Raw genomic sequence first — 26,393 nt, forward strand, 5'->3', positions numbered from 1 at the left:
TCGAAATGACAAAAATGAGAATAAAATCTGCGTGAAATAAATCTTTTAATACGAATTAATAACAATCTGCAAGAATCTGTTTATTAGTTTTATAATACATAAGATTGGTTTTGTTTTTATCCATGCAAATGGTTTCCAACACTTTTTCAACATCTTGCTGCATCGCAAGCGAACCACAAATCATAATTTTTCCACCGGTTTTCAATAAATCGGCAAAGAAATCAGCATCTTTTCGAATCAAATCCATAACATAACATTGGTTTTGCTCACGCGAAAAAGCAATGTGAAAACTTTTTAGGTTTTCACTTTGAATTTGATTTTCTGCAAACTGTTTGTATTGGGCAACAGACTCAGTTTCATTTCTAAAACCGCAGTATAAATGCGTTTCTGTTTTGTTCTTGTTGCCTTCAATCATTCCCAGAAATGGGGCAATTCCCGTTCCGTTGGCGATTAAAGCCACTTTTGGAGCTTTTTTAGGAAAATGAAATCCTTCATTATGAACAATTCTCGCTTTGATAACAAAATCAGCTTCAAGATTGTACAAATATCCCGAACCAAAACCATGCTGATGCAATTTTACAACCAATTGTATGTTGCCATTACTTTTACTAATTGAATAAAAACGATCCCTGCCATCTCCGTCAGGATAAATAGCCAGTAAATCTCCAGATGTAAATTTGACTTTTTTTCTCGGTTTTAAAGTCATCATAAAAGTATGATCCGTTTCAGATAATGCTGTTTTTTCTACCACCATCATTTTTTGCAATCCGGTGGGTTTTTGGGCATAAGTAGCGGGAGCTGTCGCGAGTTTTATTCCTGTATGTGCATTCCAGTTTTTTACCCAATCTGTAAATTGTGCCGGTGATTTGTCGTCGATAGTATGCAGATCTAAAATTCTGTTTGCCCAATTTTGTTTGATTAGACAATTGTCTATTTCTTTGGCAAAACCACAAAAATCGGCGTATGATTTAGAACCAAATCCAACGACAGAAACATTAACCTTTTTTTTCTGCGGATATTGATTTAGCAACGTTAAAAATTTACCTCCGTTTGAAGGCGCATCGCCCAAACCATGTGTCGAAGAGAAAATGATAATATGTTCGGCTTCGGGAAATGCCGTATATTGGTTTAATCCTCCTAAATAAGAAGAATATCCGTTGGCAATCAATTGTGTATGAATTGCATTGGCGAAGCGAAAAGTACTTCCGTTTTCTGATCCTGCAAGCAGAATAAAACGGCTGTCTTTGGGTTTATGTTTGTTTTTAATTTTGGTTTCCCTGCGTTTTAAGGTCATCGAAAACCCAGAATATATAAAGAACAGAATATTTAATGACGCCAAAGCCAAAACAATTGACCAAACCATATTGGCACGGCCTGTATGAAGATCAAGACTTAAATTCTCAAGTAAAACGGTGGTCGGGTAGGGTGCATCGCTTACAATTTGACCTGTAAACTGATTCACTTTTAGTTCGCGATCGTTCAGTTTTAGTATAAAAACTTCTTCGGGATCTTCTGTGTCAAAAGGAAATTCTATTTTTTGAACCTGAGAAAGTTTTGTCTTTTTGAAAATGTCAAAATCGGCAATATTCTTTTGTTTAGAATCTTTTGTATCTGCTTTAATTTCTTTCGGCTGGATTGGCTTTTCGGTGAAAACCTTAAATCGTAACAGTGAAAGATACGTTCCTGAAAGTGCAATGATAAAAATAGGAATCAACATGAATCTTCCTAAAACAACGTGATAATATTGACTGAAATTATCTTTGACTATTTTAGAAAAAAATCGGCGAAAACCTTTTTGCCTTTGTACAACTAAAGCAATACCGGAAATGGCGATTAGAAAAAGCAAAAACGAATTAACACCAATAAAAAATCGTCCGGTTTCATGCAAAAAAAGCGAACGATGAAGCGAAGTTACCCATTGTATAAACTCGCTTTTCTTTTGAGTTTTGCCAATAATTTTTCCCGTTTGAGGATTTATGCAGGCATCAATATCATTGCCATCGTCATCAAGGCCTTTTAGTGTTGTAAATTTATTGTGATCGATACTAATTTCAGTCACTTCCATATAGTTTTTACGCAATATGGGAAGCGTTTGAGCAAGAGTCAAATCATCAAAATTTGTCACGCCATAAGGCTGTATTTTCTCCTGTGCAGCGTCTACGGCAAGTACAGTTCCTGTAACTGATGCCAGAATTAGAAATAGAGAAGAAAATACAGCGAGAGTTAAATGCGCGTATCTCCAAACGGATAATGTCATTATGCCTTATATCTTATTTAATTTTACATATCTGATGTACCCTTTTCCTTCTGTTTTTTCAGCAATTCCTTCTGTTGTAAACGGAATTTCTGCATCGGTTACATGATATTTTTGGTCTTCTACGGCAGTTTCAAAACGAATTTTATAGCCTTTGTCAAATTTAGAAGCTTCGATTTCAAATGTAGTTACGCTTCGGTCACCACCTGTTACAGAAGCGCCTGTTTTGGCACTGATATCCGGTTTTTTAGCATAAAATTTATACCATTCCTTGATGCTTTTGTACCATTTTTTGTCATCGCCCATTACATATAATGTTTTTTCGTATTCTCCTTTAGGATCAATAAGCGATACTACGATATAAGCGCCTTCGCCTACATAATTAGACATTTGTAAAAGGCATTTGTATTTGTCAGTTTGTGCAGCTGCCTTAAATGAGAAAAGACACGCGAATACTGCCACAAGGCAGATTTTTGATAATGATTTCATGTATAATTATTTACTTTAAAAACTCAACCGATGTATTATTTTTTTTCAGGACTTCATTCTCTTTTGCCAAATCGTAGGCAGTTTCGTCAAACTCGGTTTTGATTTCTTTTTTTGCGCCTAATGCTACCAAATATTTTAAAACAACATCGTCTTTTGCCACCATAGCCGCTTTATGCAATGCAGTTAAGCCTTCTTTATTTTTGGCATTTAGATCAATATTAAGTCCTTCCAGTTTTTTTAGCAGGTTAATATTATTTTTGATTACGGCTGTATGAAGTACGGTGTTTCCGTCTTTTTGAGGCGTTGCGAAATTTATTCCTTTGCTTTTTAAAACAGCCAGTTTATCACCAAAATCATCTTTTTGCGATGCTTCACCAGAACTTCTGAAAGAATCTACAAGATAAAAAGCCAGATCATTTCCCTTAGTATCTTTCACATTAATATCAGCTCCTTTACTTAAAAGAAACGAAACAATTTCTGCCGAACTGCCTTTTACAGCTTGTGTCAACGCCGATTCTCCTTTAGCATTTACGGCATTAATATTTTTAACCTTTGGCAATAAAGTTTGCAATAATTCGATATCTTTTCCTTCTGATGCTATTATAAAAGGAGTATTTCCGTCTTTATCGGCTTTGTTTACATCCACACCTTTGTCAATAAAATACTTTACAATTTCAGACTGTTTTTCTTTGCGTGCCAATATATGAAGAACCGTTTGCCCGTTTAAAGCCGTAACGGTTGGTTTTAATTTTAAATCATCTGCCAGATATTTATAAACTTCAATAGGATTGGCACTGCGACGCATTCCCTGAGCGGCAGAAATTAAGGCATAATCTGTATATTTTACACCTTTTTCAACAAGGGTTTTTAGCTGTGCAATATTTCCTGCTTTTGCAGCATAATCAAAAGCCGTGTATCCGTTTTTATCAACGTCTTTTAGCGATAAACCTTGTGATACCAGGTAATTTGTTGTTGTAAGATCTTTATCGTTCGGGATAGCAAGTAATAATAAACTTGCTCCGTCGTATTTCTTTTTAGGATCAATTCCAGCTTTAAAAAAAGCATCATAAGTAGCAGGATTTACCACTCCTGTACCAGAAGCAAATGCAATAGGTGTGGCGGCGTGGCTGTCTTCCAGATTAATATCAGAACCTTTTTTTATAAGATATTCTACCAATTCAGCATTTCCTTTATAGGCCGCCCAATGTAAATAGATACGACCGTCATGTGTAAGTTTGTTTACTCCGTTGCCCGGAAGTTCGATTAAATACTTCGCAACTTCGTTTGAAGCACCATTATTAATCGCTAAAACGGTTGGATCAAACGCAAATTGATTTAATTCTGTTGGGTTATTTCCTTTGTCAATTGTAGATTTTAAAGTGGCTAAATCTGGAGAAGTTTTCCAGAAATTAGCATCCAGAAGCTTGTTTTGCTGTGCATTAACAAAAAGCGAAGCAAATAATAGGACTGCAAAGATTGTTTTTTTCATATTGGAGATATAAGCAAATGGGTATTTATGTAATGAAATTTCCACTTCGGGATTTCGAGGGCGAAAGTTATTGCTTATTTAGAATATTTCCAAATAATAAAGAATAAGATATAATTAATTTTATGAGGTGAAGATTTTAACCGCAAAGTTCGCAAAGGATTACGCAAGGTTCGCAAAGTTAATAGACTCAGCTTTGCGAACTTTGCCTTTTGTATAAACTTAATTAAAAAAAACTTTGCGCACTTTGCGGTAAAATTTTTCTTATACTATAAATTGCTGTATAAAAGCTGAATCGTATGAAAATCGTACGATCCGCCAAAGTACTTATTAATAACCTGTTCAAATACAGGTTCTGTATTTTGAATATTAGCAAATAATGTCATACTCGATTTTAATTTTTCGGCATCAGTATCACCAAGAATTTCCAGGGCGCTTTTTTCATTGGTATTAATGAGTTCCTTAGTAATTTCAAGAAGATGTTTTCCAAGAATAGGATGCTCCAGATAAGCCATTGCCTCGTCGGCATTTTTAATCTCGTAGAATTTCGAAGTGTCACTCGAACCTAAACCTTTTATCTGCGGAAAAATAAACCACATCCAGGGAGATTCTTTTTTCCCTTTCTTAATTTCTGCAAGTGCAACTAAGTACAATTTATTTTGAGCGTCTAAAAAGCGCATCAGATCATTTGTGTTGTAAGCCATTCTGTATTGGAATATTATTTGGGGTCAATTTGGTGGTAAATCTAATCAAAATATATCTTGATTTACATTACCAAATCTTTATAATTTGCTTTTTTTCCGCGGAATTGCTGGGCTGTAAAAAAAATCTTATGGGTTGCGATTAGTGTTTAGGGATTTTAAAATTTAAGACCTGATTTTTAGTTTATATGACAAAAATTGAGTGCTGTTATACTGAATTATTATTGAAACAGGAGTGAGTAATAAAAATAAAAAGTTAAAATATTTGTATTTTTAGACCAATCGGTCTATATTTGCACTGTAAAATTTAGAAATCATGAGTAAAGCAGATCGTACAAGACAATTTATTATCGAAGCATCGGCACCCATCATTAACAAAAAAGGAATGGCGGGAACTTCATTGACGGATATTATGGAAGCCACAAAACTGGCAAAAGGCGGAATTTACGGCAATTTTGAAAATAAGGAAGAAATTTGCAGAGAATCATTTTTATACCTAAGATCGCAATTGGCCGGTAAACTTGACACAGCAGTCGCGCAGGGAACTTCGGCGAAAGCCAAACTCTTCAGCTTATTAGGCGTGTATGAAAATGATAAAAATATGACGGAAGGCTGTCCGATTTTAAATTTCGGGATCGAAGCCGATGATACAAACCCCGTTATAAAAGAGCAGGTAAAAAAAGCGATTCTGGCTGCCCAGAAAAGATTTTATAACATTATTGAAAACGGAATTAATAATAAAGAATTATCAGCAGAAATAAACCCGGAACATTTTAGTATTAAAGCTTTTGCTATGATCGAAGGCGGTATTTTATGCCGAAAAATATTGGGAAATAATGAGCAAATGAAGATTATTCTGCAAAGTATAAAAGAAGAATTCGAAAAGTATATATTATAAAACACTAATTTCACGAATTTGCACAAATCTGGATGGTTAACTGAGTTTGTGTAATTAATTTCACAAACTAAATTCGTGCTAATTCGTGAAATCAGTGTTTTTTTATACTAAATTTTAGACCGATCGGTCTATTGTATTACTAATTAATTTAATAAAATGAGAAATTTACAAGAAAATCATCAGGGTTTTAGCACCAAATTAGCATTTGCTTTAATTCCGTTATCGGGATTTGCAACAGATATTTATTTGCCATCGCTGCCGGCTATGGCAAAAGATTTACAGGTTTCGGCAGGAGCCATTCAGCTTTCGCTTGTCTTTTTTATGTTTAGCCTCGGAATTAGCCAGGTTTTTATAGGAAGCATACTCGATAGTTTCGGGCGTTTTAAAATTAGCATTGCATCGCTTGCCGTTTTTTCGTTAACCAGTTTTGTAATTGCATTGGTGCCGGATATTTATGTTATTTATGCCATGAGAATTATTCAGGGTATTGCCATTGCTTTTATTGTAATTGCAAAACGTGCTTATTTTGTTGATCTTTATTCTGGCGAAAAACTAAAAAGTTACATTAGTTTATTTTCAATCATTTGGGCCTGCGCGCCTATTATGGCGCCATTTTTAGGGGGATATTTAGAGAATATTTTTGGATGGAAATCTAACTTTTATTTTCTTGGCGGATTGTCATTATTGTTCTTAATTCTGGAACTTCTGTATAGCGGAGAATCTTTAAAATACTTTCATGAATTTAAACTAAAGTCTATCGCACAAACGTACACAAACATCTTAAAATCACCCGATTTTACATTGGGAATCATAATTCTTGGTATTTGCTTTGGTCTTGTTGTAGTGTACAGTTTATCGAGTCCGTTTATTGTAGAACGCGTATTTGGGTATTCTGCCGTTACTACAGGTTACAGTTCGTTATTGTCAGGTTTAGCTGTTATGATGGGCGGAATCACGGCTAAATCTCTTATTCATAAACCTTTGGCTAAAAAAATAACTATTGCGGTTTCAATACAGCTTACTTTGGTTTTACTTATGATTTTTACCTCTTCAATAGCAAGTAATATTTATACTTTAATCGCTTTTACAATGGGAATCAATATATGCGGCGGCTTTATCTTTAATATTATTTATGGCTATTGTTTAAGCCGTTTCTCTAAAAATGCCGGAGTCGCCAGCGGACTTACAGGCGGTGCAACGTACATGGTGAGTTCTATATTTAGCTACGGATTTGTTAATTTATACGCCGTTAAAAGTCAGTTTTTATTAGGGTTAACAAATATTTCTTTGATTTTTATTATTGGAATTATTTTTATCGTTTTTAATAGATACAGAGCGGTGCATTTGGAAACTGTTAAAAATTAAAAATCCAAATAAAAAAATTCCAAATTCCAAGTAAAAAAACTCAAATAAAAAATTCCAAATTCCAACTCATATTGGAATTTGGAATTTTTTAAATTGGAATTTTATTGATTTTATCTTTTCTGAAGGTTCATAAATGCTACAGCAAATAAGATCAATATTACACCAATCCATTGCAGAAAACTTACAGGTTCGTCGAGGAATATATAAGCGATTGCAATAGAAACAGGAATTTCGACAGAAGCAATTATAGCTCCCAAACCCATTCCGGTTAGAGGCATTCCTTTGGTAAAAAGTAACGGCGGAAGTATGGTTCCGAACAAAGAAAGCAAAATACCCCAGCGCAGAATAACAGCAAAGGAAAAATCTGAGTTGATCGACGTATTAAAAATAAAAGCTACTACAATACAGCCCCCAATAATCATAAAAAGACTTCTTTTTAATGGAGGAAAATGAAGTTCAACATGGTTTGAGGAATACATTGTTGCGGTATAAGACATTGCAGCCAGAATGCCGAACAAAAAACCTTTCCAGTTTATAATTACTGATTCCTGAAACAGGTTTGTGGCAAGGAATGTTCCTGCCAAAATGATGAAAACAGAAATTATCTTACGCAATCCGGGCATTTTTTTATGCACCGCGATTTCAAAAATAACACCCATCCAAACAGTTTGCATTAATAACACAATGGCTACGCTAACAGAAATATACTGCACTGAGAGGTAATAAAAAGTGCTTGTTAAACCAAGTGAAGTTCCTGCAAATATTAGCCTGAAAGTACTTTTTAAGTTTGAAGTTTCAGGTTTTAAAATCGGTTTTTCTTTGCGAAATAAATTCAAAATTAAAAGTCCGATAAAGCCAAGACCATATTGCGAAATCGTGACTTCGGCGGTTGTAAAACCTTCTTGGTATGCCATTTTTACAAAGGTTGCCAGCATGCCGTAACTTGTGGCTCCAAGTGCAATAAAAAGGCTTCCTTTGAGTACATTATTTTTCATTTCGATGTTTTTATTTGATCAATATCGCTGATTAAAGTTCGCTTTCAATAAGAGATTTTATACTTTGATTTGCATCTTCTGTAGACTGTTGTAGTATTTCAGGACTCAGCGCTGAACCGTTAACAGCTACAAAATGAATATTATGAATTCCCATGATATTAAAAACCGTTTTTAAGTAATCGCTTTGAAAATTCATATGCTCGTTAAATTCTCCTTTTTCATAACCGTGAGAACCTCTTGAAAGCATTAAAAAAAGAGTTTTATTTTCAAGTAATCCAACGTAGGGATTCGCGATATTTTCAGGATTGAGTTTCCAGGTTTCGTTAACCCTTAAAACCTGATCAATGTAAGCTTTAAGCGCACTTGGAATCGACCAGTTATACATCGGGGCACCGAGAACAATAACATCCGCCTGACGTAATTCGGCAATATAATTATCGCTTTCTTTTAGTGCCTCTTTATCTTCTTGAGATCTTGCATTTTCGGGTTTGAAAGCAGCGGTAATCCACTTTTCGCCAATATGTGAAACAGGATGATTGCCCAATTCACGGAGAGTAATAAGAGAGCTGTTATGAATACTTTTCCATTGTTCAACAAATACTTCAGTAAGTTTTCTGCTTTGAGAATTAAGCGTTCTTGCGCTTGAATTAATGACTAATATATTTTTCATTTTTAAATAATTTTGAGCAAATGTATCCTGATTTTGGATTAACTTTGTATGCCAATTTTGATAAAAACTACAGCCCAGATGTTGCCATATAAATCTTTAATTCAAATTGATCGAAACATTCCTGTTACTATTTATATACAGGTATGCAACAGCTTTATTTCTTTGATAACAAATGGTACACTGCAGCCGTCTGATATATTACCAAGTTCTCGTATTCTTGCCGAATTAATTGGCATTAACAGAAATACGGTAAAATTGGCTTATGAAGAATTGATTAGTCAGGGCTGGGCAGAATCTGTTGAGAGAAAAGGTGTTTTTGTACTTTCGAAATTGCCTGTAATCTCAAAAACCAAACTTCCGGAAACCAATAAAAATAGTAGTAAAGAAGAATCATTTTTGTGGACCAATAAATTTAAAGAAGCCCGTCCGGTCAGGAATTTTCAAAAAGCCGGTCTCAGCATAGACGATGGATTTCCAGATGTGCGTTTGGCTCCCGTAGATCAGCTTATGCGGGAATATCGAAGTCTTTCGAAGAAATTTTACGGAAAAAATTTCCTGAAATATGGCAGTTCAAAAGGATCTGAACATCTTCGTATTTCGATTTCTAATTATCTTTCAAACACCAGAGGCTTAGCTGTTTCTTCTGAAAATATCCTGATTACAAAAGGCAGCCAAATGGGGATTTACCTGACGGCTCAATTGCTTTTAAATCCGTCTGATGTTGTAGCAGTTGGAACTTCGAATTATAGTTATGCCGATGATACTTTCAAATATGCCGGCGCTAATTTAGTGCGTATTCCTGTTGATGCTAACGGAATGGACATTGATTATCTGGAGGAAATTCTGCAAAAGCAAAAAATAAAAGTAGTTTATATAATTCCGCATCATCATTTTCCAACAACGGTAACACTGAGTATGGAACGCAGGTTAAAACTGTTAAACCTGGCCAGAGAATTTCGTTTTGCTATTATCGAAGACGATTACGATTTTGATTACCATTATGAAAACAAACCATATTTACCTTTGGCAAGTATTGATCACAATCATAATGTCATTTATATTGGTTCGATTTCCAAGACATTTGCGCCAGCCTTAAGAATCGGTTTTATGACCGGGCCTTCAGTTTTTATTGATGCTGTGGCTTCTTTAAGAGAATTAATTGACAAACAAGGAGATACCCTTCTGGAAGACGCATTTTCTGTTTTGTTTAATAATGGTGAAATGGAAAGGCATTTTCGTAAATCGCTAAAAATCTACAAACAGCGTAGAAATCTTTTTTGTGATATTCTGCAGTCAGAATTTAGAGATACAATTGAATTTGAAATACCAGAAGGCGGCCTTGCAATATGGTCTCATTTTGATTCTAAAATTGATTTGGTTAAGATGTCTGAAAACGCCTTAAAAAATGGACTTTCTATCGATAATGGAAAATTCTACAAAAATGAATCGTTTGTTACTAACGCCATGAGATTAGGTTTTGCTTCACTTGAAGAAAAAGAAATGGTGAAAGCTTTAGGTATTCTTAAAAAGGTAGTCCAGTAACTTTTCTGGGCTAGTCTTTATTTTAAAATTGGCATATTTTGTATCCGGATTGTTGCTCTAATTTTGCTGTAAAGAAAACAAGTTATGGGCACAACTTCAAAAAATGAATTTACTGCAATACGATCTTTAAGCAAACGAACTCTCACCAATATTATGCATACGCAAAATGTTTTGGCCGAAAATTTCAACGAGATTTTAAAATGTTTTGATTTATCATCGGAACAATTTAATGTTCTGAAGATTTTAGAGGATCAAAAAGGCAAGCCAACAAATATGTGTGAAATTCAGGAAAGAATGATTTCGAAAACAAGCAATACAACCCGCTTAGTCGATAAATTACTTCTAAAAGGATATGTTACAAGAGAAGTTTGCAGTAAAAACCGAAGAAAAGTTGATGTGTTCATTACTAAATCAGGAATGGAAATTTTGAGGGATTTAAAACCCGGAATGGATGTTTATGAAGAAAAACTTTCTCATAAACTGACTTTGAAGGAATTTGAAAACCTTAATTTTTTATTAGAAAAATACAGAACAGCTTAAATAGAAACAATAATTATATAAATTTTAGAAAAATGAAAACAAGAATTCGTATTGACAAAGTAGAGCCTGCAGGATATAACGCCATTTTAGGATTAGAAAAATTTATTGAAAGTACTTCTTTAACCCGCACTCATAAAGAACTAATTAAAATTAGGGCTTCGCAAATAAACGGCTGTGCTTTTTGTATTGATATGCACACCAAAGAGGCGCGTAAAGCCGGCGAAACAGAACAGCGTATTTATGCCTTAAACGCTTGGCGCGATACTCCGTTTTTTACAGATGAAGAACGTGCCATATTAGCCTTAACAGAAGAAGTTACTTTAATTAGCCATCATGTAAGCGATGCAACTTATGAAGCAGCGGCTAAAGTTCTTGACGAAAAATATCTTGCACAAGTAATCTTAGCTATCATTACTATTAATGCGTGGAACAGAATTGGTATTTCTACGAATCTTATTCCGGCTTAATACTTATAAGAATATAAAACTAAAAACCCTCATATCGAGGGTTTTTAGTTATTGTAAAAAGAATACAATTAAAATATAAAAAATGTAACAATTTATGATATCTGCGGTCTTTATGGTGAGGTTAGTTTTAACGAATTCTTCAAAAGTATGAAAACTCAAATTCATAAATTTATTGTTTGCATTTGCGGGCTTTTTTTAATTTTCTCTTCGGAAAATGCCATTGCACAAACAATAGATTCCATTCCTCCGGCAAATCAACAGCAATTTTTAATTCATTCTAAAGCAATTAACGAAGACAGAACAATCTGGATTCATACTCCTCCAGAATACAACGCTTCGACAGATACTTATCCGGTTTTGTATTTGCTTGACGGCGGAAGTCATTTTAAGTACGTTTCAGAAATGGTCGATTTTCTTTCTGATTTTGAGACTAATTTTATTTCAAAGATGATTATTGTAGCAATTCCCAATACAGAACGCGGAAGGGATTTTACACCAATATTTGATTCAAAAGAAAATGGAGCAGATAATTTTCTCCATTTTATAAAAGACGAACTTGTTCCGTACATCGACAAAAACTACAGAACACAGCCTTATCGAATTCTTGAAGCGCATTCACTTGGCGGACTCTTTGGAATTTATGCCAATGAAAATGCGCCAGAATTATTTCAGGCATCAATTTTTATTAGTCCGGCTTTGACAGGTGATAAAAACAGAGATAAAGTAATGGAAGAATACGCCTTGTATCTTAAGAAAAATAAGCAGCTTTCGAGAAAATTTTTTGTATCAATTGCCAATGAAGATAAACAGGCTGTTGACTTATTAACGAAACAATTAAAAATGTTTGCTTCAAAATCTTTTCAATGGAATTATAAAGAATACAAAGAAGAAAATCATTTTTCTGTGCCATATAAAAGCATGTATGACGGACTTCGGTTTATTTACAAAGATTGGCATACAGAAGTTTTTTTGAACTCAAATAAAATTTTGTATAAAGATATTGAAGAGCATTTTAAAAAATTATCCAGCGAATTTGGCTATAACATAAATCCAACGGAGGATTTTATAAATCAACTTGGTTATCAACAACTTCGTTTTAAACATATTGATGAAGCTATCGAATTTTTTAAGCAGAATATCAAATTGCATCCAAATTCATTTAATGTTTATGACAGTATGGGGGAAGCTTATATGATAAACGGACAGAAATCTTTGGCTATTGAAAATTATGAAAAATCAATTGCCATAAATCCACAGAATGAGAATGGAAAGGAAATGATTAAGAAATTGAAGAATGAATAATTTCGTATCTTAGCTAATAACACAATTAAAACCAATACAAAATGCCCTGGAATCCTGAAATCTACAATAAATTCAAAAACATTCGTTATCAGCCGTTTTATGATTTAATCGATTTTATTAAACCGATGGAATCTATGAAAGCCATTGATTTGGGATGCGGAACAGGCGAACAAACGGCGATTTTGGCAGATAAATTTCCAAATGCCAATTTTCTGGGAGTCGATTCTTCTGATGAAATGCTGGAACAGTCAAAATCATTAGAAACAGCTAATTTACATTTTAAAAAAGCGACTACAGAAGAAACAATTGAATCGGGAGAAAAATGGGATTTGATTTTTAGCAATGCCGCTTTGCAATGGTCAAACGATCACGAAATATTGTTTTCTGAATTGATAGGATTACTTAATCCGAAAGGACAATTTGCGGTGCAAATGCCAGTTCAGCCAGAAAACAAACTCAATAAAATCCTTTCTGAATTGATTGATGAAGAACCATTTAAGTCCTATCTAAACGGTTTCAAAAGGGATTCTCCCGTTTTGAGTATTGATGATTATGCGCAAATACTTTTTGATGGCGGACTCGAAGATATTCAGATCATGCAAAAAGTATATCCAATTATTGCCAACGATCACGAGACGCTTTATAATTTTATTTCGGGTTCGGCATTAATTCCTTATATAGAAAGACTTGACGGAGATGAGAGAACACTTTTTATTAAAACTTATAAAGAGAGAATTGCGGCTGAATTTCCTAAACTTCCTGCTATATATTCATTTAAAAGGATTTTGCTTTATGGGAAGAAAACATAACATAACAATTGTTTTTAACCGCAAAGTACGCTAAGATTTTACGCATCCCGAAGCCTCGGGACGCGAAGTTTTTTACAAGATTTTATAAATTACAGAGTTCGCAAAGTTTTATATTGATTTAGCTTTGTGACCTTTCTGTGTACTCAAAATAAACTTTTGCAAACTTTGTGTAAAATCTTTGCGCTCTTTGCGGTTAAACTTTAGATTTAAATCATTGTAAATAAGTTGTTTGTATTTTGTTTTCTAAAATGATTCAGATTGAAATGATTTAATTTTTCAGCTGATTTAAAAACAAAATCCCGCTCTTTTTTTTCTTTTGAAAAGAAGGATTTTGGCAAGAAAAAGTCAGTTTTTTAAAAAATGCTGTTGATAAGTGTTTTTTTAAAAGGTCAATTTGATATCCTTTTTCCTGTTGATAACTTTATTTAGATTCTTTATAAATAACTGATAATTCGGGCATTAGCCAGACTAATCTCCCTGTTCATAAAAACTAATTTTTTGGTCTGTTTCAATAGGATGACAGCTGTTGATAATTGGCTGGTTTTTTAACATCAAAAGGATAACAAAAAAGCAACAGTGGCTTAATTTTGTAAGTATAGAAACGCCGTTATTCCCACTTCGTAACTGGCTTTTTATTCTTGTTTAGTTCATTATTAAATACTATATATTATGTCTATTTTCGATAAGAGAATCAACTATAAACCTTTTGAATATCCAGAGGTACTACAATTTACAGAAGCAATCAATAAAGCATATTGGGTGCATACCGAAGTTGATTTTACTGCTGATACACAGGATTTTCACTCTCATTTAAATGTAGCCGAAAAAACGGCAATCAAAAATAGTTTACTGGCAATTGCACAAATTGAGGTGGCGGTAAAAAGTTTTTGGGGCAACATTTATGAGCATTTTCCAAAACCTGAATTTAATGGTTTGGGAAGTACGTTTGCCGAATGTGAGTTCAGGCATTCTGAGGCTTATTCGCGTCTTTTGGAAGTTTTGGGATATAATGATGAATTCGAAAAATTAATGGACATTGAGGTGGTTCGTAAACGTGTAGATTATCTTTCGGATGTTCTTAAAGATACACGTTCACAAGACAACCGAAAATATATGGTATCGCTGATCTTATTCAGTATTTTGATCGAAAATGTATCACTTTTTAGTCAGTTTGCGATTCTTTTATCGTTTACAAGATTCAAAGGTTATATGAAAAATGTAAGCAACATTATTGCCTGGACTTCTATCGACGAGCAAATTCATGCCAATGGCGGAATTTATATCATCAATAAAATACGGGAAGAATTTCCGGATTATTTTGATGCAGATACTTTAGAAATGATTAGAGAAACAGTAAAACATTCGATAGGCGTAGAGTCTGATATTTTAGACTGGATATTTGAGGAAGGTGAAATCGAAACGATAAAAAAAGCAGATTTGGTAAACTTCATGAAATTTAGAATTGATGAGAGTTTAGGACAAATTGGGATTCCAACCATATTTAATGTTCCTGCAGAAGACTATAAAAATATGGCTTGGTTTGAAGAAGAAGTTTTTGCAAATAGTCTTGATGATTTTTTTGCAAAAAGACCGGTAGAATATACCAAACATGACAAAAGTATTACTGCAAACGATCTTTTTTAAACGGAATATATTATGAGTACACTACATACAACCGAAACAAATATTCCGCCATTAAGTTATGCCGATAACAAAATGTGGTGGAAAAACTCTGAAAGTGAACAAATATTAAATCGTGGTTATCTTTTAAAAGGCGAAACCGTAGAAGGTGCGATTGACAGAATTTGTACTGCTGCTGCAAAAAGACTTTACAAACCCGAATTGAAAGATTCTTTTGTAGAAATGATTGAGCGCGGATGGATGAGTATTAGTTCGCCGGTTTGGGCAAATATGGGAACAGAACGCGGTTTACCAATTTCGTGTTTTAATGTTCACGTTCCGGATAAAATTGAAGGAATTACCCATAAATTAGGCGAAGTTATCATGCAGACCAAAATTGGCGGCGGAACGTCTGGTTATTTTGGTGAATTACGCGGACGCGGAAGTGCCGTAACCGATAACGGAAAAAGTAGTGGAGCGGTAAGTTTCATGAAACTTTTTGACACTACGATGGATACGATTTCGCAAGGTGGCGTTCGTCGAGGTGCATTTGCTGCTTATCTTGATGTAGATCATCCGGATATTGAAGAATTTTTAAAGATAAAAAGCATCGGAAACCCGATTCAGAACTTGTTTACAGGAATTTGTGTACCCGATTACTGGATGCAGGAAATGATTGATGGTGATATCGAAAAACGTCAGGTTTGGGCAAAAGTATTAGAAAGCCGTCAGCAAAAAGGATTGCCTTATATCTTTTTTACTGATAATGTAAACAAAAACAAGCCACAGGTTTATAAAGATAAAAACCTTCCTATTAATGCCAGTAATCTATGCAGTGAAATTATGCTTCCGTCAGGAAACGACGAATCATTTATTTGCTGTCTTTCGTCTATGAATCTGGAGCTTTACGAAGAATGGAAAGATACCGAAGCTGTAAAACTGGCCATCTTTTTCCTTGATGCCGTATTGCAGGAATTTATAGAAAAAACAGAAGGGAATTATTATCTTTCTGCAGCAAATCGTTTTGCAAAAAGACACCGCGCACTTGGGCTTGGAGTTTTGGGATGGCATTCGTATCTGCAAAAAAATATGATTCCGTTTGAAGGATTGGAAGCTAAAATGAAAACTACGGAAATCTTCAAACACATTAGTGAAAAAGCCGATAAAGCATCTCAGGAATTAGCACGTATTTACGGTGAACCGGAACTTTTAAAAGGCTACGGAAGACGCAATACTACGACGATGGCGATTGCGCCAACAACCTCATCATCTGCTATATTAGGACAAACTTCTCCGGGAATTGAGCCTTTTAGCAGTAATTATTACAAAGCAGGTTTAAGCAAAGGGAATTTTATGAGAAAAAATAAATACCTAACCAAATTGCTTGAAGAAAAAGGTCTTGATAATGAAGAGGTTTGGAGAGGAATTATGTTAAACGGCGGAAGCGTACAACATATGGAACAGCTTTCGCAAACAGAAAAAGATGTATTTAAAACCTTTAAAGAAATCAGTCAGCTTGAAATAATTCAACAAGCTTCAATAAGACAAAAATTTGTAGATCAGGGGCAAAGTATCAATCTTAATATTCCTTCAGAATTAGCGATTAAAGAGGTGAATCGTTTGATTATTGAAGCGTGGCAACTTGGAATTAAAAGTTTGTATTACCAACGAAGCCAAAGTGTTTCTAAAGAACTTGTTACAAGTCTTGTTTCCTGCAGCAGCTGTGAATCGTAAATTAGAAGCCAAATACGACAAATCTTGTTTTGCAAAAAACAATTATTGGAAGATAATGTCAATTTTGGGCAATTAATGTTTAAAACTTTGTTTAAACTTTGAATAAAAACAATCCCATTTCGCAATGAAGTGGGATTTTTTATGTCTCAATTTGAAGAAATAACTTATAATATGTTAAAATAAAAATAACTTCGGATTTTAACATATTGTTTATTAATATGTTGATAAATAATGACTTATAACTGCTTTTTACCTATGCGCCAAAACAATTAATAGCTATATTTGAATATAATTATACGTCTAATAATTTAAAATATTAACTATGGAAAGAGCTATAAAACTAAAAGTTCGCAAAGAGCTGGACAGCCAACAGCAGTTGAATATAATTAAATTAAAAGGTAGTTTAATTTCTAAGGGCTATACGGAAATCATTCATATTCTTGATCAGGACGATGAATTTCATATTAATTCTTTCGAAACCCCAAAAGAAAGTACTACCGAAGTTCAGGAATTTATTGCGGCTTTCATTAACAGAGAAAATTTAGCAGACACTATAACTGTTTTCAGATAAACAGATCGCTATTTAAAACCAAAAGCCATTAATAAACCAAATGAATATTATATTCAAACCTTTATCGTTCACAAAATGACAAAGTAACCAAATCAAATTTAAATCAATAGAAAAAATCAAAAGCCTTCAAATTATGAAGGCTTTTTAATTGCTTATAATTGTTGTGTAATACATTTTGGATCGAGAATTTAATTATTGCGCAGTGCGTGCATCAACTCTTTTTTTGTCATTTTCGATCTTCCTTTAATATCTGCTTTTTTAGCTTCGGTATACAAGTCCTGTTTGCTTCTGTCTTCATAGTCACCACTTTTTCCGCCTCTTTTTTCGGCTCCCTGACTATTTGATATACGCGCAGATTTTTCTTTGCTGTAACCTTTATCGCGCAGTGCTTCGTATTGGTCCTTGTCTTTAATTGAAGGACCCGGATCTCTTCTTGGCATAATAGTACATTTTAAAGTTATAATAAATCGTTTTTCAGTCTAGTAATCAGATCGGTCTTTTTCGTCAAAATCCTCTTCAAAACCGTCACCATCACCGTCGTCATCTAAATCTTCATCGATATTCTGGTCAATATCTTCATCGTCCAGATCATCCTGATACGGATCGTAGTCGTTTCTGGTTTCTGTATCCAAATCCGATTCCTCATAAACAGAATCAGAATTGTCTATTTCGTGCTGATTGATTGCAGGATCCTGGTTTTCCATAGTTTCAGAATTAATTCCCTCGTCTGCTAATTGAAAATTGTGACCTTCCAGATCAAAATTTTCGTTTGGTTCTTGTATCATAATTTGAATTTTTAGAGTTATTTATTTTTTTAAAGACGATTTTTTATAATCGGTATGTGGTTTTTCATTACTTCTCGACGATGTCGTTTTTGACTCGTGTTTTTTATCTGAAGTTCTGGAACTTTCAGCATAACTGTTTTTTGAAGTATTCATGATAAAGAAAGTTTAAAGTTTACATTACAAATCTAAAAACCATGAATATCAAATACTTATACTATTTACCTAAATATTTATATTATTTACTGAATAAGTAATTGTAAATCTGAGTATTAGTGAAAATACATTTAATAATTCTATAAGATTTAGGAGTAATTGTATAAAAATTTGCTTTAGCTGAATTTTATATTTGAAATAGTACTAACAGAAAAATTTTAATATTATGAAGACTTTATTTAATCAAAAATTGTATTGTTTTTACTTTTTGGAGGACTTTTATTTTCTTGTAAAAAGGCTGATGGAAGCAATACAGGTGATTCCGCAAATGATACAATTACTACAGAAACAATTGATACAGTAAGTTCTGTATCAGACAGTACAACTGTTAATTCTGCCACAAATGGTACGACCGGTGCAACAGGCGAAGGCTCGACCGGATCAGGATCTGCAGGAACTACACAAAAAGGGAATAGTTCTCTAAATACAGATTCTACAGGTACTGCAAAAGGCAAATAACCGACTTATTATTACTTTTTTATTGATTACTAATTTCACTCCCTCAACTTGATTAATTCTGAAAAAGCCTGTAATAATTAATTACAGGCTTTTTTAATTGGAGAAAATTATATTTTAAACAGACTCCAAATACGCTTTAAAATTTAGGATATCGTCTTTTACCAGTTTTTCAAAATATGGATTAAGAAGTTTTGCGGCACTTTCTCCTGCAACGCCCAATGGTGCGTGATATGAAATAGTAACATCAATCTCTGTAGCGTTTCCTTTTGGTTTAAAAGTTACTTTTCCGGCATTTTTTATTGTAGAATCGGGTAGGGAATTCCAGCTGATTAATTTTTCTTTTTCATCTTTCACAATTTCTGCCTTCCATTTTATTTTTCCAATTCCAATAGGCCCTTTGGCTGTCCATTCAGAAGTAGTGTAGTTCAAAGGTTTTACAGATTCAATATGATTCATAAATTTTGGTAAGTTTTCGAAATCACGCCAAAAAGCATATACTTCACTAATAGGTTTTTTGATCACGCTATTAATTCGGATGTTTACATTTGATGCTTTGTCGTTTTTTAAATGATCAACTGCATCATAAACAGGGCAATATCCGGAAATTCCTCGTAAAAGCATTGATCCACCAACACCAATTTTTCCGGCATTTTTATTTTCTTTAGATAAACCGGAATATAAAAGATATGCTCCGCTTGTAACCATTAAAACTCTTTCGAGAGTAGATACATTTGTTTTAAGTTTTGATTTTTTTTGTATCGAAGCTGATGTATTTGTTTCCATAATTTCTAATTTTTAATTTTATTATTTATTTTAAGAATAGTTATAAGAAAGTTTTGTAAACCAAAAAAGCAACCAAACCGAAAATAACATGCGCGATAAATAGCTGTGTATAATATCCCTTAAAATCGATATTGGGTTTTTGCGGAATAATTTTGAATAAAATCATCCAGCCCAAAATGCCTATAATACCACTTATTGCACCAAAAAGTAATGCAATTTGCCACGAAAATTCTACAACATCATACAGCCACAAATAGTGATATATAATAACAAAAAAAGTTCCGATAATATAATGTAAAATCCATGCTAATACTCTTTTTGTTTTTAGAGATACTTCGATGTGAAATCTTGTCAGGATGTACGTAAGTAGTACAGGCTCTTTGTATAATTCTCTTACGCTTGCCGAAACGGCATAACTAAACAGCGTCATTACGCTTGTTGCTGCGATGGAAGAAATGAGGATCTGTAAAAATGCATGAAAGTTCATATTAGTACTTTTTTGAAATTAGGTTACTTAAAAAATGTACTTCCAGGTCATCAACTTTATTAAAGTATCAGCATGAAAAAAACAACGTTGAGACAAGGAAGTACAATATCTTTATTAGGTTTCATTACTTGGCAGGACTTTTTTTAATCGCTATTTTATTCGAGAATTGACGCGGATGATTTACCGGATCAATTTCTTCAAGATCCTGATCAATATCTTCGGTTAACGAAGCATCTCCGGAAACATAATCTTGTCTTTTTTCATTATCAGGATTTTCGTTGTCTTCATCATCTTGCTTGTCGTTTTCTAATGAGTCATCATTATCTTCAGCATCGCTTTTTCCAAAACCATCATCATTTCTGGCATCTCTTTCATTTTGTAATTTTTCATCCTCACTCAAATAATCCTCATTCAAATCATTGTCATAATCCTCATCAGGATTTGTGCGTAAATCATTGTCATTTTCATCGTCGAGCTCATCATCACGATCCTGTTGATTACTAAAACTTCGATTTAAGTTCTGCTCTATGTCATTGGTGACCGAATTATCAAAAGGGATAGTATCATTTTTGTTAGATGGATTTGTATTGTCTTGAAAATCCGTGTCAGTTTGACCGTAATTTTCTTTTTCTCTTAAATTCATAATAGTCATTTTAAGTTTTTGTATGATTGTAAAGTTACACGTACAGAAAATCAAAATTTTATAAAACAGATATTTTGTAATTACATAATTTACAGTATATCAGTTGTTTTTGTTAGATTTCGAGAAATGTAAAGGGATAGGCAGCCATTATCAAATAGGTAATTATAATAATACTCATAAGAAAAATAACGACCGTAAGGATTGTTAAAAGCATTGTAGAATATAAATATTCGCCACGCTGTAAAAGTCTGTGTACTTGTCTGTATTTACAGTAGGATAACAAGATAGTAATAGCGCCCGTAAGCACTAAAGAGATACCAATAAATATAGTTAGTCCATTTTTTGGAATATTTGAATCTTTAAAAAACGTGGACGGTAATTGATTGACAAATAATGAGAACTTTACAATCACGAAACCAAATACCATAATTCCGATGCCAGTACGAATCCACGACAAAAACGTGCGTTCGTTTGACATATGCTCATTAATCATATTATTATTTTTGTTATCCACGATATTCTTATTTAGTAATTTTAATATTTTGCTTTTATTTAAAGTATTATCAGCTTTTGCCTGCTGCTTTTTTCAAAGATTCTGCCATAGCCTGGGCATCTTTTTCGTAGGTGCTTTTGTAGTACTCTAAAAGCTCTGCTTTGGTCTTTTTTGCATCTTTGGCATGGCCTTCCCAAATAACGCCAAGTGAAGTATAAGGCGGAACCGTAACACCAATGCTGCAAAAGAAATTCGCAATATTTCCCGTAATATGTTCTACACCATCTGAATCGCCTGTTACAATTACACCGCCAATTTTTCCGTCAAGCGGAGAATCTTTTCCGCTCAAAATAATGTCGTAAACCTCATCAAGCCTTTCAATGCATCTTTGCAGTTCAGAGGAGTGATTGTTCCACCAAATGGGTGTTGCAAATAGTAAAATTTCAGCTTGCAGAATTTTGTTGTAAATATCCGGCCAGTCATCTTTTGTGTCCATTTGCGTATAAGTTCCCGGAACAATATTGTGATCAACAAGTTTTATTATTTCGAATTCAATTTTTTGCCGGATCAGATATTTAGCAAAAAAATCTATAAGAATTTCTGTGTTAGATCTGCCTTTATTTTTTAAGGTGGCGAGTAGTATGATAGCTTTCATATGTTTTTTATTTGATATGGATTTTGGATAGATCAGTTTCTGCAGGACCGTTGATGACGATACCTTCTGCGTCAAATCGTGAACCGTGACAAGGACAATCAAAAGATTTTTCATCATTATTCCATTGTACGATGCAGCCTAAATGCGGACAAACGGCAGAAAATGCTTTTAAGGCATTGTCGTAATCCCGATAAACGGCAATTTTATTTAAGCCTGAAGAAAGTATTGCGCCTTCTCCCGCTGGTAAATCGGCTGTGTTTTTTAAATCAGAGCCCTTAATCCAATCCAGATATTGTGAAGCCATGTTGCTTGCTTCTTTAATAAAATCACCGGTAGTTTTTAAGGTAATTCTTGACGGACTATACAAGTCTTCCCATTTGTTTTTAATGCCCATAATGCTGTCACAAATAATCATGGCGCCAATTGTTGTGTGTGTCATTCCATTTCCGGAATCTCCCGTAATGATATAAATATTGTCATCGCCGGGATTTTTCCCCATAAAACCTAAAGAATCCACAGGTTCCATCACCTGACCAGACCAGCGATATGAAATGTCATCCGGCATGGGGAAATAATTTCGTGTCCAGGCCTCAAGTCTTTCATATCTTTCAAATTCCGAAATCCCTTCTTCATCGGCCTGACCCGTTTTGTGATCTTCACCTCCGGAAATTAATAAATCGTATTCGTCATCATAATTTTCCAAACGAACATAATGATAAGGCTGAGAAACCCATTTTGATTCCTGATCGCCTGTGTCCCACCAAAGCGAGTAGGGAAGTTGCCCTTTCGGAATTTTGGCTCCAATAACATAAGTTCTGTACGCGTGTTGTTTGGTGTGCATTGTTAAAACATCATTTATAGGCGTATTTGTTGCCACCACGATATAATCTGCAGAAAAAGTAAAACCGTTTACTTTCGCCCCTTTTTTGTTAATATCTTCTGCGTGAGCTTCGGTATAAATAATTCCGCCAAGAGAAACGATAGCATCGGCAAGTCCTTTAAGATAGTTCAGTATATGAAATTGTGCCTGATTGTTAAAGACGATGCATCGTTGTTTTTCTGCATTGGCCAAAGCAGGAATTTCTTCTAAAACCGAAGTCTGCAATCCTGCTTTTTGTGTCGCCTGAAATTCTTTATCCAGATTTTCTTCCTTGTCTGTGGGATGCAGAAATAAGTAACCGTTTACTCTTTTAAAAGAGCAATCGATATTTAAGGAAGTAACAATATTTTCAATTTCGTCTATAGCGGCAACATGACTTTCGGCAGCAAGTTTTGCATTTTCTTCGCCAAAGGTTTCTTCAAGAAAAAAATAGCGATCGTCGAGCGCGCAGGTTAAATGAGCCGTCGTACGTCCGGTTTCGCCGCTGCCGATAAAACCATCTTCAACAAGTACAACTTTTTTACCTGCTTTTAATAATTTATAAGCAGTTGTTAATCCCGCAATTCCACCACCAATTATCAATACTTCCGTTTGAATATCCTGATCAGGTTTTTCAAAAGAAATAATAGGAGCAGAGTCAATCCAAAATGAAACATTTTCACCCGAAGTGATGCTGGAGCTTTTTAAGGTATTGTTTGATTCATCCATAATGTAATTTTTTAGAATTTAGAATTTACAGGAGAAATTTAAAATCTGTATAAATTCATTTTTAAGAGGTTGATATCAAAGCTACTAGCTATAAAAACAAAACGTTTACAGGTTTAAAGGGAAGTTTTATAAGATTTTCAGTTATGTTTTTAGGTAACAAGGGATATTACGTAAATGCCTAAAAACAAATAAGGCTGTCAATTGACAGCCTTATTTGTTAGTGTTTGAAATATTTTTATTTATTACTGTTTTTTAAAGCATCCAGTAATTCTACCATATCTACCACAGCATAAGTCGACGAATAATCTGAGACTGCATAAGGTAATATAAGACTACCGTTGTGAATAATCGCCCCGCAGGAATACACAACATTGGGCACGTAACCTTCTCTTTCATCTTCCAGAGGCGAAAGTAAAGGTTCTTTAAGTCTTCCAATTTCTTTAGAAGGATCATCAAGATCAAATAAAGAAGCACCAATACAGTAACATCTCATGGCACCTACACCGTGTGTAATAACAAGCCAGCCTTCTTCTGTCCAAAGTGGTGATCCGCAATTTCCTATTTGGGTCAGTTCCCACGTATATCGGGGCTCCTGCAAAAGAATAGGAGTGTTCCATTGTGTTTGTCTGTCAGAATACATGATGTAATTATTAACACCATCGATTCTGGAGAGCATTGCATATTTTCCTTTTATTTTTCTTGGAAATAAAGCCAGGTTTTTATTTTGAGCACCAGCACCGTGCAGAGGCATTACCCTGAAATTATAAAAATCCTCGGTCGAAATAAGTTTAGGAAGTATTGCATGACCATTATAGGCTGTATAAGTTGCCATGACGCGCGTAGAACCGTCATCATCTGTAAAACGTACAAAACGGGCATCTTCAATACCACGGCTTTCAGAATCGGAAATTGGAAATATAACACGTTCTGTTATATCAGAATCATGTTTAAATTGTAAATCATAAAAGGAATTTGCCAGCCAGATGATTTCTTCAAGTGCTGTTCGTCTTTCCTGACGTATAGAAGGATCCTGCAAGGCATCTTTTACCATACTTTTTAAAACAGCATATTCAAATTCATCCGGTAAATCCTGCATGATTTGGGTAATATATTTGTCCTGCGTATGCATTTCTGAAAGCTTTAATAAAAATCTTTCTTTATTGTATAAGCTTTTGTGTTCAATCTCTGCCTTATCAATGTTATTACCGTTTTTCATTATCTGCAGATTATTGTCTTTATCGAGAATTCCTCGTCTAAAAACAATAGAAGAAATATGACCTTCTCCTGTGGCACGAAACGAAATAATAACACGTTTTGCTCCTGCTTCCAGACCAGACTGATCAAAATCTTCGATAATAGACGGATTGAAAATTGCTGCCGATTCAATAGCATATTCCATTGTACAGAAAGAACCTATAAGCATTTTTCTATCTACAGAAAGTGCATCATAGTCTATTTGCATTCCTTCGATAATGTATCTGATTTTTTCGCAATGTTTGAAAAATATATTCGAGATATTTCGGTGACGCCTGGCAAATTCGCGAAGTGTTTGTTCCAGGGTTTGTAAAACCTGTTTTTCGTCGAGCAACATTATGCGGCTTACCATTTGTTGTGTCCGTTCTTCACCATTCATAAAATATCGTGCAACAACTCTTTTAGAATCTGGGGTAAATTTTATATTTTTTCGAATGATTGGTACTCGCATAGTTTTGTTTTTTAATTACAGTAAATAAGTATATTTTTTTTTAAGTAATGCTTTTCAGGATTACCTGTTTCGTTTAGATAAATATAGAAATACAGATGTTTAGAACAGGAACAGTATTTTTCTATTACTATTTCTAAGTTAGTAATTTTGTGAACGAAAAAAAACTTAATTTTTTATTAAAACTTTATGTCGATGCTTACTTGTCAAACTGCTTTTAGGAAAAATCAATTTGTAAAGGCTGAATTGTATGTAAAGAGGGAATATCAAATTTACAAAAAAGAATAAATAAATTATTTATAATTGTTTGATTTTCAATAAAATATTTTTCATTTCTAAATAAACCTAAATGTGTAAAAAGAAAAAAACGGGATAAAAGAGGTTTTCTTTTTTTCCCGTTAATTAATTGAACTAATAATATTTATAACTGTAAACTTTATTCTTTATACAAAATAATAACCGCTTTGTAACCTTTACCAACATTCCATTGGCTTGATTCAATAGCTACTCCCTGATCATCATAAACCTGAAATTCAGCCGTATTTGGCGAGGCAGAACCTTCATTTAAAGCTTCAAAATCAATTTTGTTGATCCCTTTTACCAAAGTTATTTTGAATCCCTTAAATTCTCCATCAAGTGAAACTTCCGGTTCAATAACTTTATCATTAAGGTAAACTTTAATTTTATCGCCATCTACAAAAGCGGCATCTCTATAACGAATTGTCGATGTAATAGATTTTGTTACAAAACCTCCTAAATATTCATTTCGACGATAAAAAATTCCCGGTACATTGGCTTCTCTTTTATATAAAACATTATTATTAAAAAGCTCGTCCGGATTAATTTTTAAAGTAACCGGTTCTTTTGGAATCGTAGGATCGTCTGCTTTTGGTGCGTCTTCCGTTGGCGGAACAGCTTCTTTATTGTCTAAATTTTTAGATTGGATTGGTTTATTTTTATTGTTGAGTTCGTCCTGTGCATATCCATGCATTGAAACACTAATGATGATAATCAAAAACAATATTTTTTTCATACTTTTTAAATATTTTAATCTCTTTATATAACATTTAATTCTGGCATTTATTGCCTTTAAGAGAATTGGTTTTTTAATAATTAAGGAAAAGATGGTTTAAAAAAACTTT

28 protein-coding genes are annotated in these 26,393 nt (G+C 33.8%); 11 read left to right on the top strand and 17 right to left on the bottom strand.

All coding sequences use genetic code 11. The features are described 5' to 3' along the window. Positions 1 to 55: 55 nt before the first annotated feature. The 4 genes from BUE22_RS04840 to BUE22_RS04855 form a co-directional block, all read right to left on the bottom strand. On the bottom strand, positions 56 to 2,257 hold the full coding sequence (locus BUE22_RS04840) for a PepSY domain-containing protein (RefSeq protein WP_073393956.1): 2,202 nt from the start codon (positions 2,255 to 2,257) through the stop codon (positions 56 to 58). A 6-nt stretch (positions 2,258 to 2,263) separates the two neighbouring features. Beyond that, on the bottom strand, positions 2,264 to 2,743 hold the full coding sequence (locus tag BUE22_RS04845) for a DUF2271 domain-containing protein (RefSeq protein ID WP_073393957.1): 480 nt from the start codon (positions 2,741 to 2,743) through the stop codon (positions 2,264 to 2,266). 10 nt (positions 2,744 to 2,753) lie between these two features. Further along, positions 2,754 to 4,232 (bottom strand): ankyrin repeat domain-containing protein, encoded by a 1,479-nt coding sequence (locus BUE22_RS04850; RefSeq protein WP_073393958.1) that lies wholly within the window; start codon positions 4,230 to 4,232, stop codon positions 2,754 to 2,756. Positions 4,233 to 4,498: 266 nt separating this feature from the next. Continuing rightward, positions 4,499 to 4,933, bottom strand: a complete 435-nt coding sequence (locus tag BUE22_RS04855) for a DUF1810 domain-containing protein (protein WP_073393959.1) — start codon at positions 4,931 to 4,933, stop codon at positions 4,499 to 4,501. Positions 4,934 to 5,246: 313 nt separating this feature from the next. On the opposite strand from BUE22_RS04855, the gene BUE22_RS04860 reads away from it, so the two are divergent. Together BUE22_RS04860 and BUE22_RS04865 are read left to right on the top strand one after the other, a co-directional pair. Next, on the top strand, positions 5,247 to 5,828 hold the full coding sequence (locus tag BUE22_RS04860; protein ID WP_073393960.1) for a TetR/AcrR family transcriptional regulator: 582 nt from the start codon (positions 5,247 to 5,249) through the stop codon (positions 5,826 to 5,828). Positions 5,829 to 5,984: 156 nt separating this feature from the next. Next, positions 5,985 to 7,193: an MFS transporter gene (locus tag BUE22_RS04865; protein WP_073393961.1), complete on the top strand. Its 1,209-nt coding sequence runs from the start codon at positions 5,985 to 5,987 to the stop codon at positions 7,191 to 7,193. 110 nt (positions 7,194 to 7,303) lie between these two features. On the opposite strand, the gene BUE22_RS04870 is transcribed toward BUE22_RS04865, so the two are convergent. Then, a complete protein-coding gene (locus tag BUE22_RS04870; RefSeq protein WP_073393962.1) occupies positions 7,304 to 8,188 on the bottom strand; it encodes an EamA family transporter in 885 nt (294 codons plus the stop codon). Between the two features lie 31 nt (positions 8,189 to 8,219). Beyond that, entirely contained in the window at positions 8,220 to 8,858 is a 639-nt protein-coding gene (locus BUE22_RS04875; protein ID WP_073393963.1) for an FMN-dependent NADH-azoreductase, read from the bottom strand. Between the two features lie 78 nt (positions 8,859 to 8,936). Between BUE22_RS04875 and pdxR the strand changes: the two genes are divergently transcribed. From pdxR to BUE22_RS04915, 8 genes are all read left to right on the top strand, one after another. Further along, positions 8,937 to 10,400, top strand: a complete 1,464-nt coding sequence (gene pdxR / locus BUE22_RS04880; RefSeq protein ID WP_073394276.1) for a MocR-like pyridoxine biosynthesis transcription factor PdxR — start codon at positions 8,937 to 8,939, stop codon at positions 10,398 to 10,400. Between the two features lie 84 nt (positions 10,401 to 10,484). Beyond that, positions 10,485 to 10,940 carry a MarR family winged helix-turn-helix transcriptional regulator gene (locus BUE22_RS04885; protein ID WP_073393964.1) on the top strand — a complete coding sequence of 152 codons (456 nt, stop codon included), beginning with the start codon at positions 10,485 to 10,487 and terminating at the stop codon, positions 10,938 to 10,940. A gap of 32 nt (positions 10,941 to 10,972) precedes the next feature. Further along, positions 10,973 to 11,407 carry a carboxymuconolactone decarboxylase family protein gene (locus BUE22_RS04890; RefSeq protein WP_073393965.1) on the top strand — a complete coding sequence of 145 codons (435 nt, stop codon included), beginning with the start codon at positions 10,973 to 10,975 and terminating at the stop codon, positions 11,405 to 11,407. Between the two features lie 147 nt (positions 11,408 to 11,554). Then, positions 11,555 to 12,709 (top strand): alpha/beta hydrolase-fold protein, encoded by a 1,155-nt coding sequence (locus BUE22_RS04895; RefSeq protein WP_073393966.1) that lies wholly within the window; start codon positions 11,555 to 11,557, stop codon positions 12,707 to 12,709. Between the two features lie 41 nt (positions 12,710 to 12,750). Continuing rightward, positions 12,751 to 13,518: a methyltransferase domain-containing protein gene (locus tag BUE22_RS04900; protein WP_073393967.1), complete on the top strand. Its 768-nt coding sequence runs from the start codon at positions 12,751 to 12,753 to the stop codon at positions 13,516 to 13,518. A gap of 669 nt (positions 13,519 to 14,187) precedes the next feature. Next, entirely contained in the window at positions 14,188 to 15,162 is a 975-nt protein-coding gene (locus tag BUE22_RS04905; protein WP_042563435.1) for a ribonucleotide-diphosphate reductase subunit beta, read from the top strand. Positions 15,163 to 15,174: 12 nt separating this feature from the next. After that, entirely contained in the window at positions 15,175 to 16,872 is a 1,698-nt protein-coding gene (locus tag BUE22_RS04910) for a ribonucleoside-diphosphate reductase subunit alpha (RefSeq protein ID WP_073393968.1), read from the top strand. Between the two features lie 322 nt (positions 16,873 to 17,194). Further along, positions 17,195 to 17,443: a hypothetical protein gene (locus BUE22_RS04915; protein WP_042563437.1), complete on the top strand. Its 249-nt coding sequence runs from the start codon at positions 17,195 to 17,197 to the stop codon at positions 17,441 to 17,443. Between the two features lie 188 nt (positions 17,444 to 17,631). Here BUE22_RS04915 and BUE22_RS04920 read toward each other — a convergent pair whose 3' ends face one another. Genes BUE22_RS04920 through BUE22_RS24000 form a run of 3 tightly spaced genes read right to left on the bottom strand, consistent with a single transcriptional unit; the run spans position 17,632 to position 18,381 of the window. Next, positions 17,632 to 17,883, bottom strand: coding sequence for a DUF7218 family protein (locus BUE22_RS04920; RefSeq protein ID WP_073393969.1), 252 nt, complete (start codon positions 17,881 to 17,883; stop codon positions 17,632 to 17,634). 39 nt (positions 17,884 to 17,922) lie between these two features. After that, entirely contained in the window at positions 17,923 to 18,228 is a 306-nt protein-coding gene (locus tag BUE22_RS04925; protein ID WP_052483540.1) for a hypothetical protein, read from the bottom strand. Positions 18,229 to 18,249: 21 nt separating this feature from the next. After that, positions 18,250 to 18,381: a hypothetical protein gene (locus BUE22_RS24000; RefSeq protein ID WP_256365458.1), complete on the bottom strand. Its 132-nt coding sequence runs from the start codon at positions 18,379 to 18,381 to the stop codon at positions 18,250 to 18,252. Between the two features lie 255 nt (positions 18,382 to 18,636). Here BUE22_RS24000 and BUE22_RS04930 point away from each other — a divergent pair, with 255 nt between their 5' ends. Then, the gene (locus tag BUE22_RS04930; protein WP_073393970.1) at positions 18,637 to 18,900 is read left to right on the top strand and encodes a hypothetical protein; all 264 of its coding nucleotides are present in this window, start codon (positions 18,637 to 18,639) and stop codon (positions 18,898 to 18,900) included. 114 nt (positions 18,901 to 19,014) lie between these two features. On the opposite strand, the gene BUE22_RS04935 is transcribed toward BUE22_RS04930, so the two are convergent. From BUE22_RS04935 to BUE22_RS04970, 8 genes are all read right to left on the bottom strand, one after another. Then, a complete protein-coding gene (locus tag BUE22_RS04935) occupies positions 19,015 to 19,683 on the bottom strand; it encodes an SRPBCC family protein (RefSeq protein ID WP_073393971.1) in 669 nt (222 codons plus the stop codon). 40 nt (positions 19,684 to 19,723) lie between these two features. Next, positions 19,724 to 20,170 carry a hypothetical protein gene (locus BUE22_RS04940; protein ID WP_073393972.1) on the bottom strand — a complete coding sequence of 149 codons (447 nt, stop codon included), beginning with the start codon at positions 20,168 to 20,170 and terminating at the stop codon, positions 19,724 to 19,726. Positions 20,171 to 20,294: 124 nt separating this feature from the next. Continuing rightward, positions 20,295 to 20,813, bottom strand: coding sequence for a hypothetical protein (locus tag BUE22_RS04945; RefSeq protein WP_073393973.1), 519 nt, complete (start codon positions 20,811 to 20,813; stop codon positions 20,295 to 20,297). Between the two features lie 112 nt (positions 20,814 to 20,925). After that, the gene (locus BUE22_RS04950) at positions 20,926 to 21,306 is read right to left on the bottom strand and encodes a YidH family protein (protein ID WP_073393974.1); all 381 of its coding nucleotides are present in this window, start codon (positions 21,304 to 21,306) and stop codon (positions 20,926 to 20,928) included. 70 nt (positions 21,307 to 21,376) lie between these two features. Beyond that, entirely contained in the window at positions 21,377 to 21,961 is a 585-nt protein-coding gene (locus tag BUE22_RS04955; RefSeq protein ID WP_073393975.1) for a flavodoxin family protein, read from the bottom strand. Positions 21,962 to 21,968: 7 nt separating this feature from the next. Further along, the gene (locus tag BUE22_RS04960; protein ID WP_073393976.1) at positions 21,969 to 23,549 is read right to left on the bottom strand and encodes an FAD-dependent oxidoreductase; all 1,581 of its coding nucleotides are present in this window, start codon (positions 23,547 to 23,549) and stop codon (positions 21,969 to 21,971) included. Positions 23,550 to 23,784: 235 nt separating this feature from the next. Further along, entirely contained in the window at positions 23,785 to 25,254 is a 1,470-nt protein-coding gene (locus tag BUE22_RS04965; RefSeq protein ID WP_042563446.1) for a glycoside hydrolase family 130 protein, read from the bottom strand. A 433-nt stretch (positions 25,255 to 25,687) separates the two neighbouring features. Continuing rightward, the gene (locus BUE22_RS04970) at positions 25,688 to 26,284 is read right to left on the bottom strand and encodes a hypothetical protein (protein ID WP_073393977.1); all 597 of its coding nucleotides are present in this window, start codon (positions 26,282 to 26,284) and stop codon (positions 25,688 to 25,690) included. Between the last annotated feature and the right edge of the window lie 109 nt (positions 26,285 to 26,393).

Source organism: Flavobacterium pectinovorum (assembly GCF_900142715.1).
Taxonomy (GTDB): Bacteria; Bacteroidota; Bacteroidia; order Flavobacteriales; family Flavobacteriaceae; genus Flavobacterium; species Flavobacterium pectinovorum.

Bases quoted from the DNA above. Each gene is read 5' to 3' on its own strand.
- BUE22_RS04840 (WP_073393956.1), bottom strand. From the start codon at position 2,257: ATGACATTATCCGTTTGGAGATACGCGCATTTAACTCTCGCTGTATTT.
- BUE22_RS04845 (WP_073393957.1), bottom strand. From the start codon at position 2,743: ATGAAATCATTATCAAAAATCTGCCTTGTGGCAGTATTCGCGTGTCTT.
- BUE22_RS04850 (WP_073393958.1), bottom strand. From the start codon at position 4,232: ATGAAAAAAACAATCTTTGCAGTCCTATTATTTGCTTCGCTTTTTGTT.
- BUE22_RS04855 (WP_073393959.1), bottom strand. From the start codon at position 4,933: ATGGCTTACAACACAAATGATCTGATGCGCTTTTTAGACGCTCAAAAT.
- BUE22_RS04860 (WP_073393960.1), top strand. From the start codon at position 5,247: ATGAGTAAAGCAGATCGTACAAGACAATTTATTATCGAAGCATCGGCA.
- BUE22_RS04865 (WP_073393961.1), top strand. From the start codon at position 5,985: ATGAGAAATTTACAAGAAAATCATCAGGGTTTTAGCACCAAATTAGCA.
- BUE22_RS04870 (WP_073393962.1), bottom strand. From the start codon at position 8,188: ATGAAAAATAATGTACTCAAAGGAAGCCTTTTTATTGCACTTGGAGCC.
- BUE22_RS04875 (WP_073393963.1), bottom strand. From the start codon at position 8,858: ATGAAAAATATATTAGTCATTAATTCAAGCGCAAGAACGCTTAATTCT.
- pdxR (WP_073394276.1), top strand. From the start codon at position 8,937: ATGTTGCCATATAAATCTTTAATTCAAATTGATCGAAACATTCCTGTT.
- BUE22_RS04885 (WP_073393964.1), top strand. From the start codon at position 10,485: ATGGGCACAACTTCAAAAAATGAATTTACTGCAATACGATCTTTAAGC.
- BUE22_RS04890 (WP_073393965.1), top strand. From the start codon at position 10,973: ATGAAAACAAGAATTCGTATTGACAAAGTAGAGCCTGCAGGATATAAC.
- BUE22_RS04895 (WP_073393966.1), top strand. From the start codon at position 11,555: ATGAAAACTCAAATTCATAAATTTATTGTTTGCATTTGCGGGCTTTTT.
- BUE22_RS04900 (WP_073393967.1), top strand. From the start codon at position 12,751: ATGCCCTGGAATCCTGAAATCTACAATAAATTCAAAAACATTCGTTAT.
- BUE22_RS04905 (WP_042563435.1), top strand. From the start codon at position 14,188: ATGTCTATTTTCGATAAGAGAATCAACTATAAACCTTTTGAATATCCA.
- BUE22_RS04910 (WP_073393968.1), top strand. From the start codon at position 15,175: ATGAGTACACTACATACAACCGAAACAAATATTCCGCCATTAAGTTAT.
- BUE22_RS04915 (WP_042563437.1), top strand. From the start codon at position 17,195: ATGGAAAGAGCTATAAAACTAAAAGTTCGCAAAGAGCTGGACAGCCAA.
- BUE22_RS04920 (WP_073393969.1), bottom strand. From the start codon at position 17,883: ATGCCAAGAAGAGATCCGGGTCCTTCAATTAAAGACAAGGACCAATAC.
- BUE22_RS04925 (WP_052483540.1), bottom strand. From the start codon at position 18,228: ATGATACAAGAACCAAACGAAAATTTTGATCTGGAAGGTCACAATTTT.
- BUE22_RS24000 (WP_256365458.1), bottom strand. From the start codon at position 18,381: ATGAATACTTCAAAAAACAGTTATGCTGAAAGTTCCAGAACTTCAGAT.
- BUE22_RS04935 (WP_073393971.1), bottom strand. From the start codon at position 19,683: ATGGAAACAAATACATCAGCTTCGATACAAAAAAAATCAAAACTTAAA.
- BUE22_RS04940 (WP_073393972.1), bottom strand. From the start codon at position 20,170: ATGAACTTTCATGCATTTTTACAGATCCTCATTTCTTCCATCGCAGCA.
- BUE22_RS04945 (WP_073393973.1), bottom strand. From the start codon at position 20,813: ATGAATTTAAGAGAAAAAGAAAATTACGGTCAAACTGACACGGATTTT.
- BUE22_RS04950 (WP_073393974.1), bottom strand. From the start codon at position 21,306: ATGATTAATGAGCATATGTCAAACGAACGCACGTTTTTGTCGTGGATT.
- BUE22_RS04955 (WP_073393975.1), bottom strand. From the start codon at position 21,961: ATGAAAGCTATCATACTACTCGCCACCTTAAAAAATAAAGGCAGATCT.
- BUE22_RS04960 (WP_073393976.1), bottom strand. From the start codon at position 23,549: ATGGATGAATCAAACAATACCTTAAAAAGCTCCAGCATCACTTCGGGT.
- BUE22_RS04965 (WP_042563446.1), bottom strand. From the start codon at position 25,254: ATGCGAGTACCAATCATTCGAAAAAATATAAAATTTACCCCAGATTCT.
- BUE22_RS04970 (WP_073393977.1), bottom strand. From the start codon at position 26,284: ATGAAAAAAATATTGTTTTTGATTATCATCATTAGTGTTTCAATGCAT.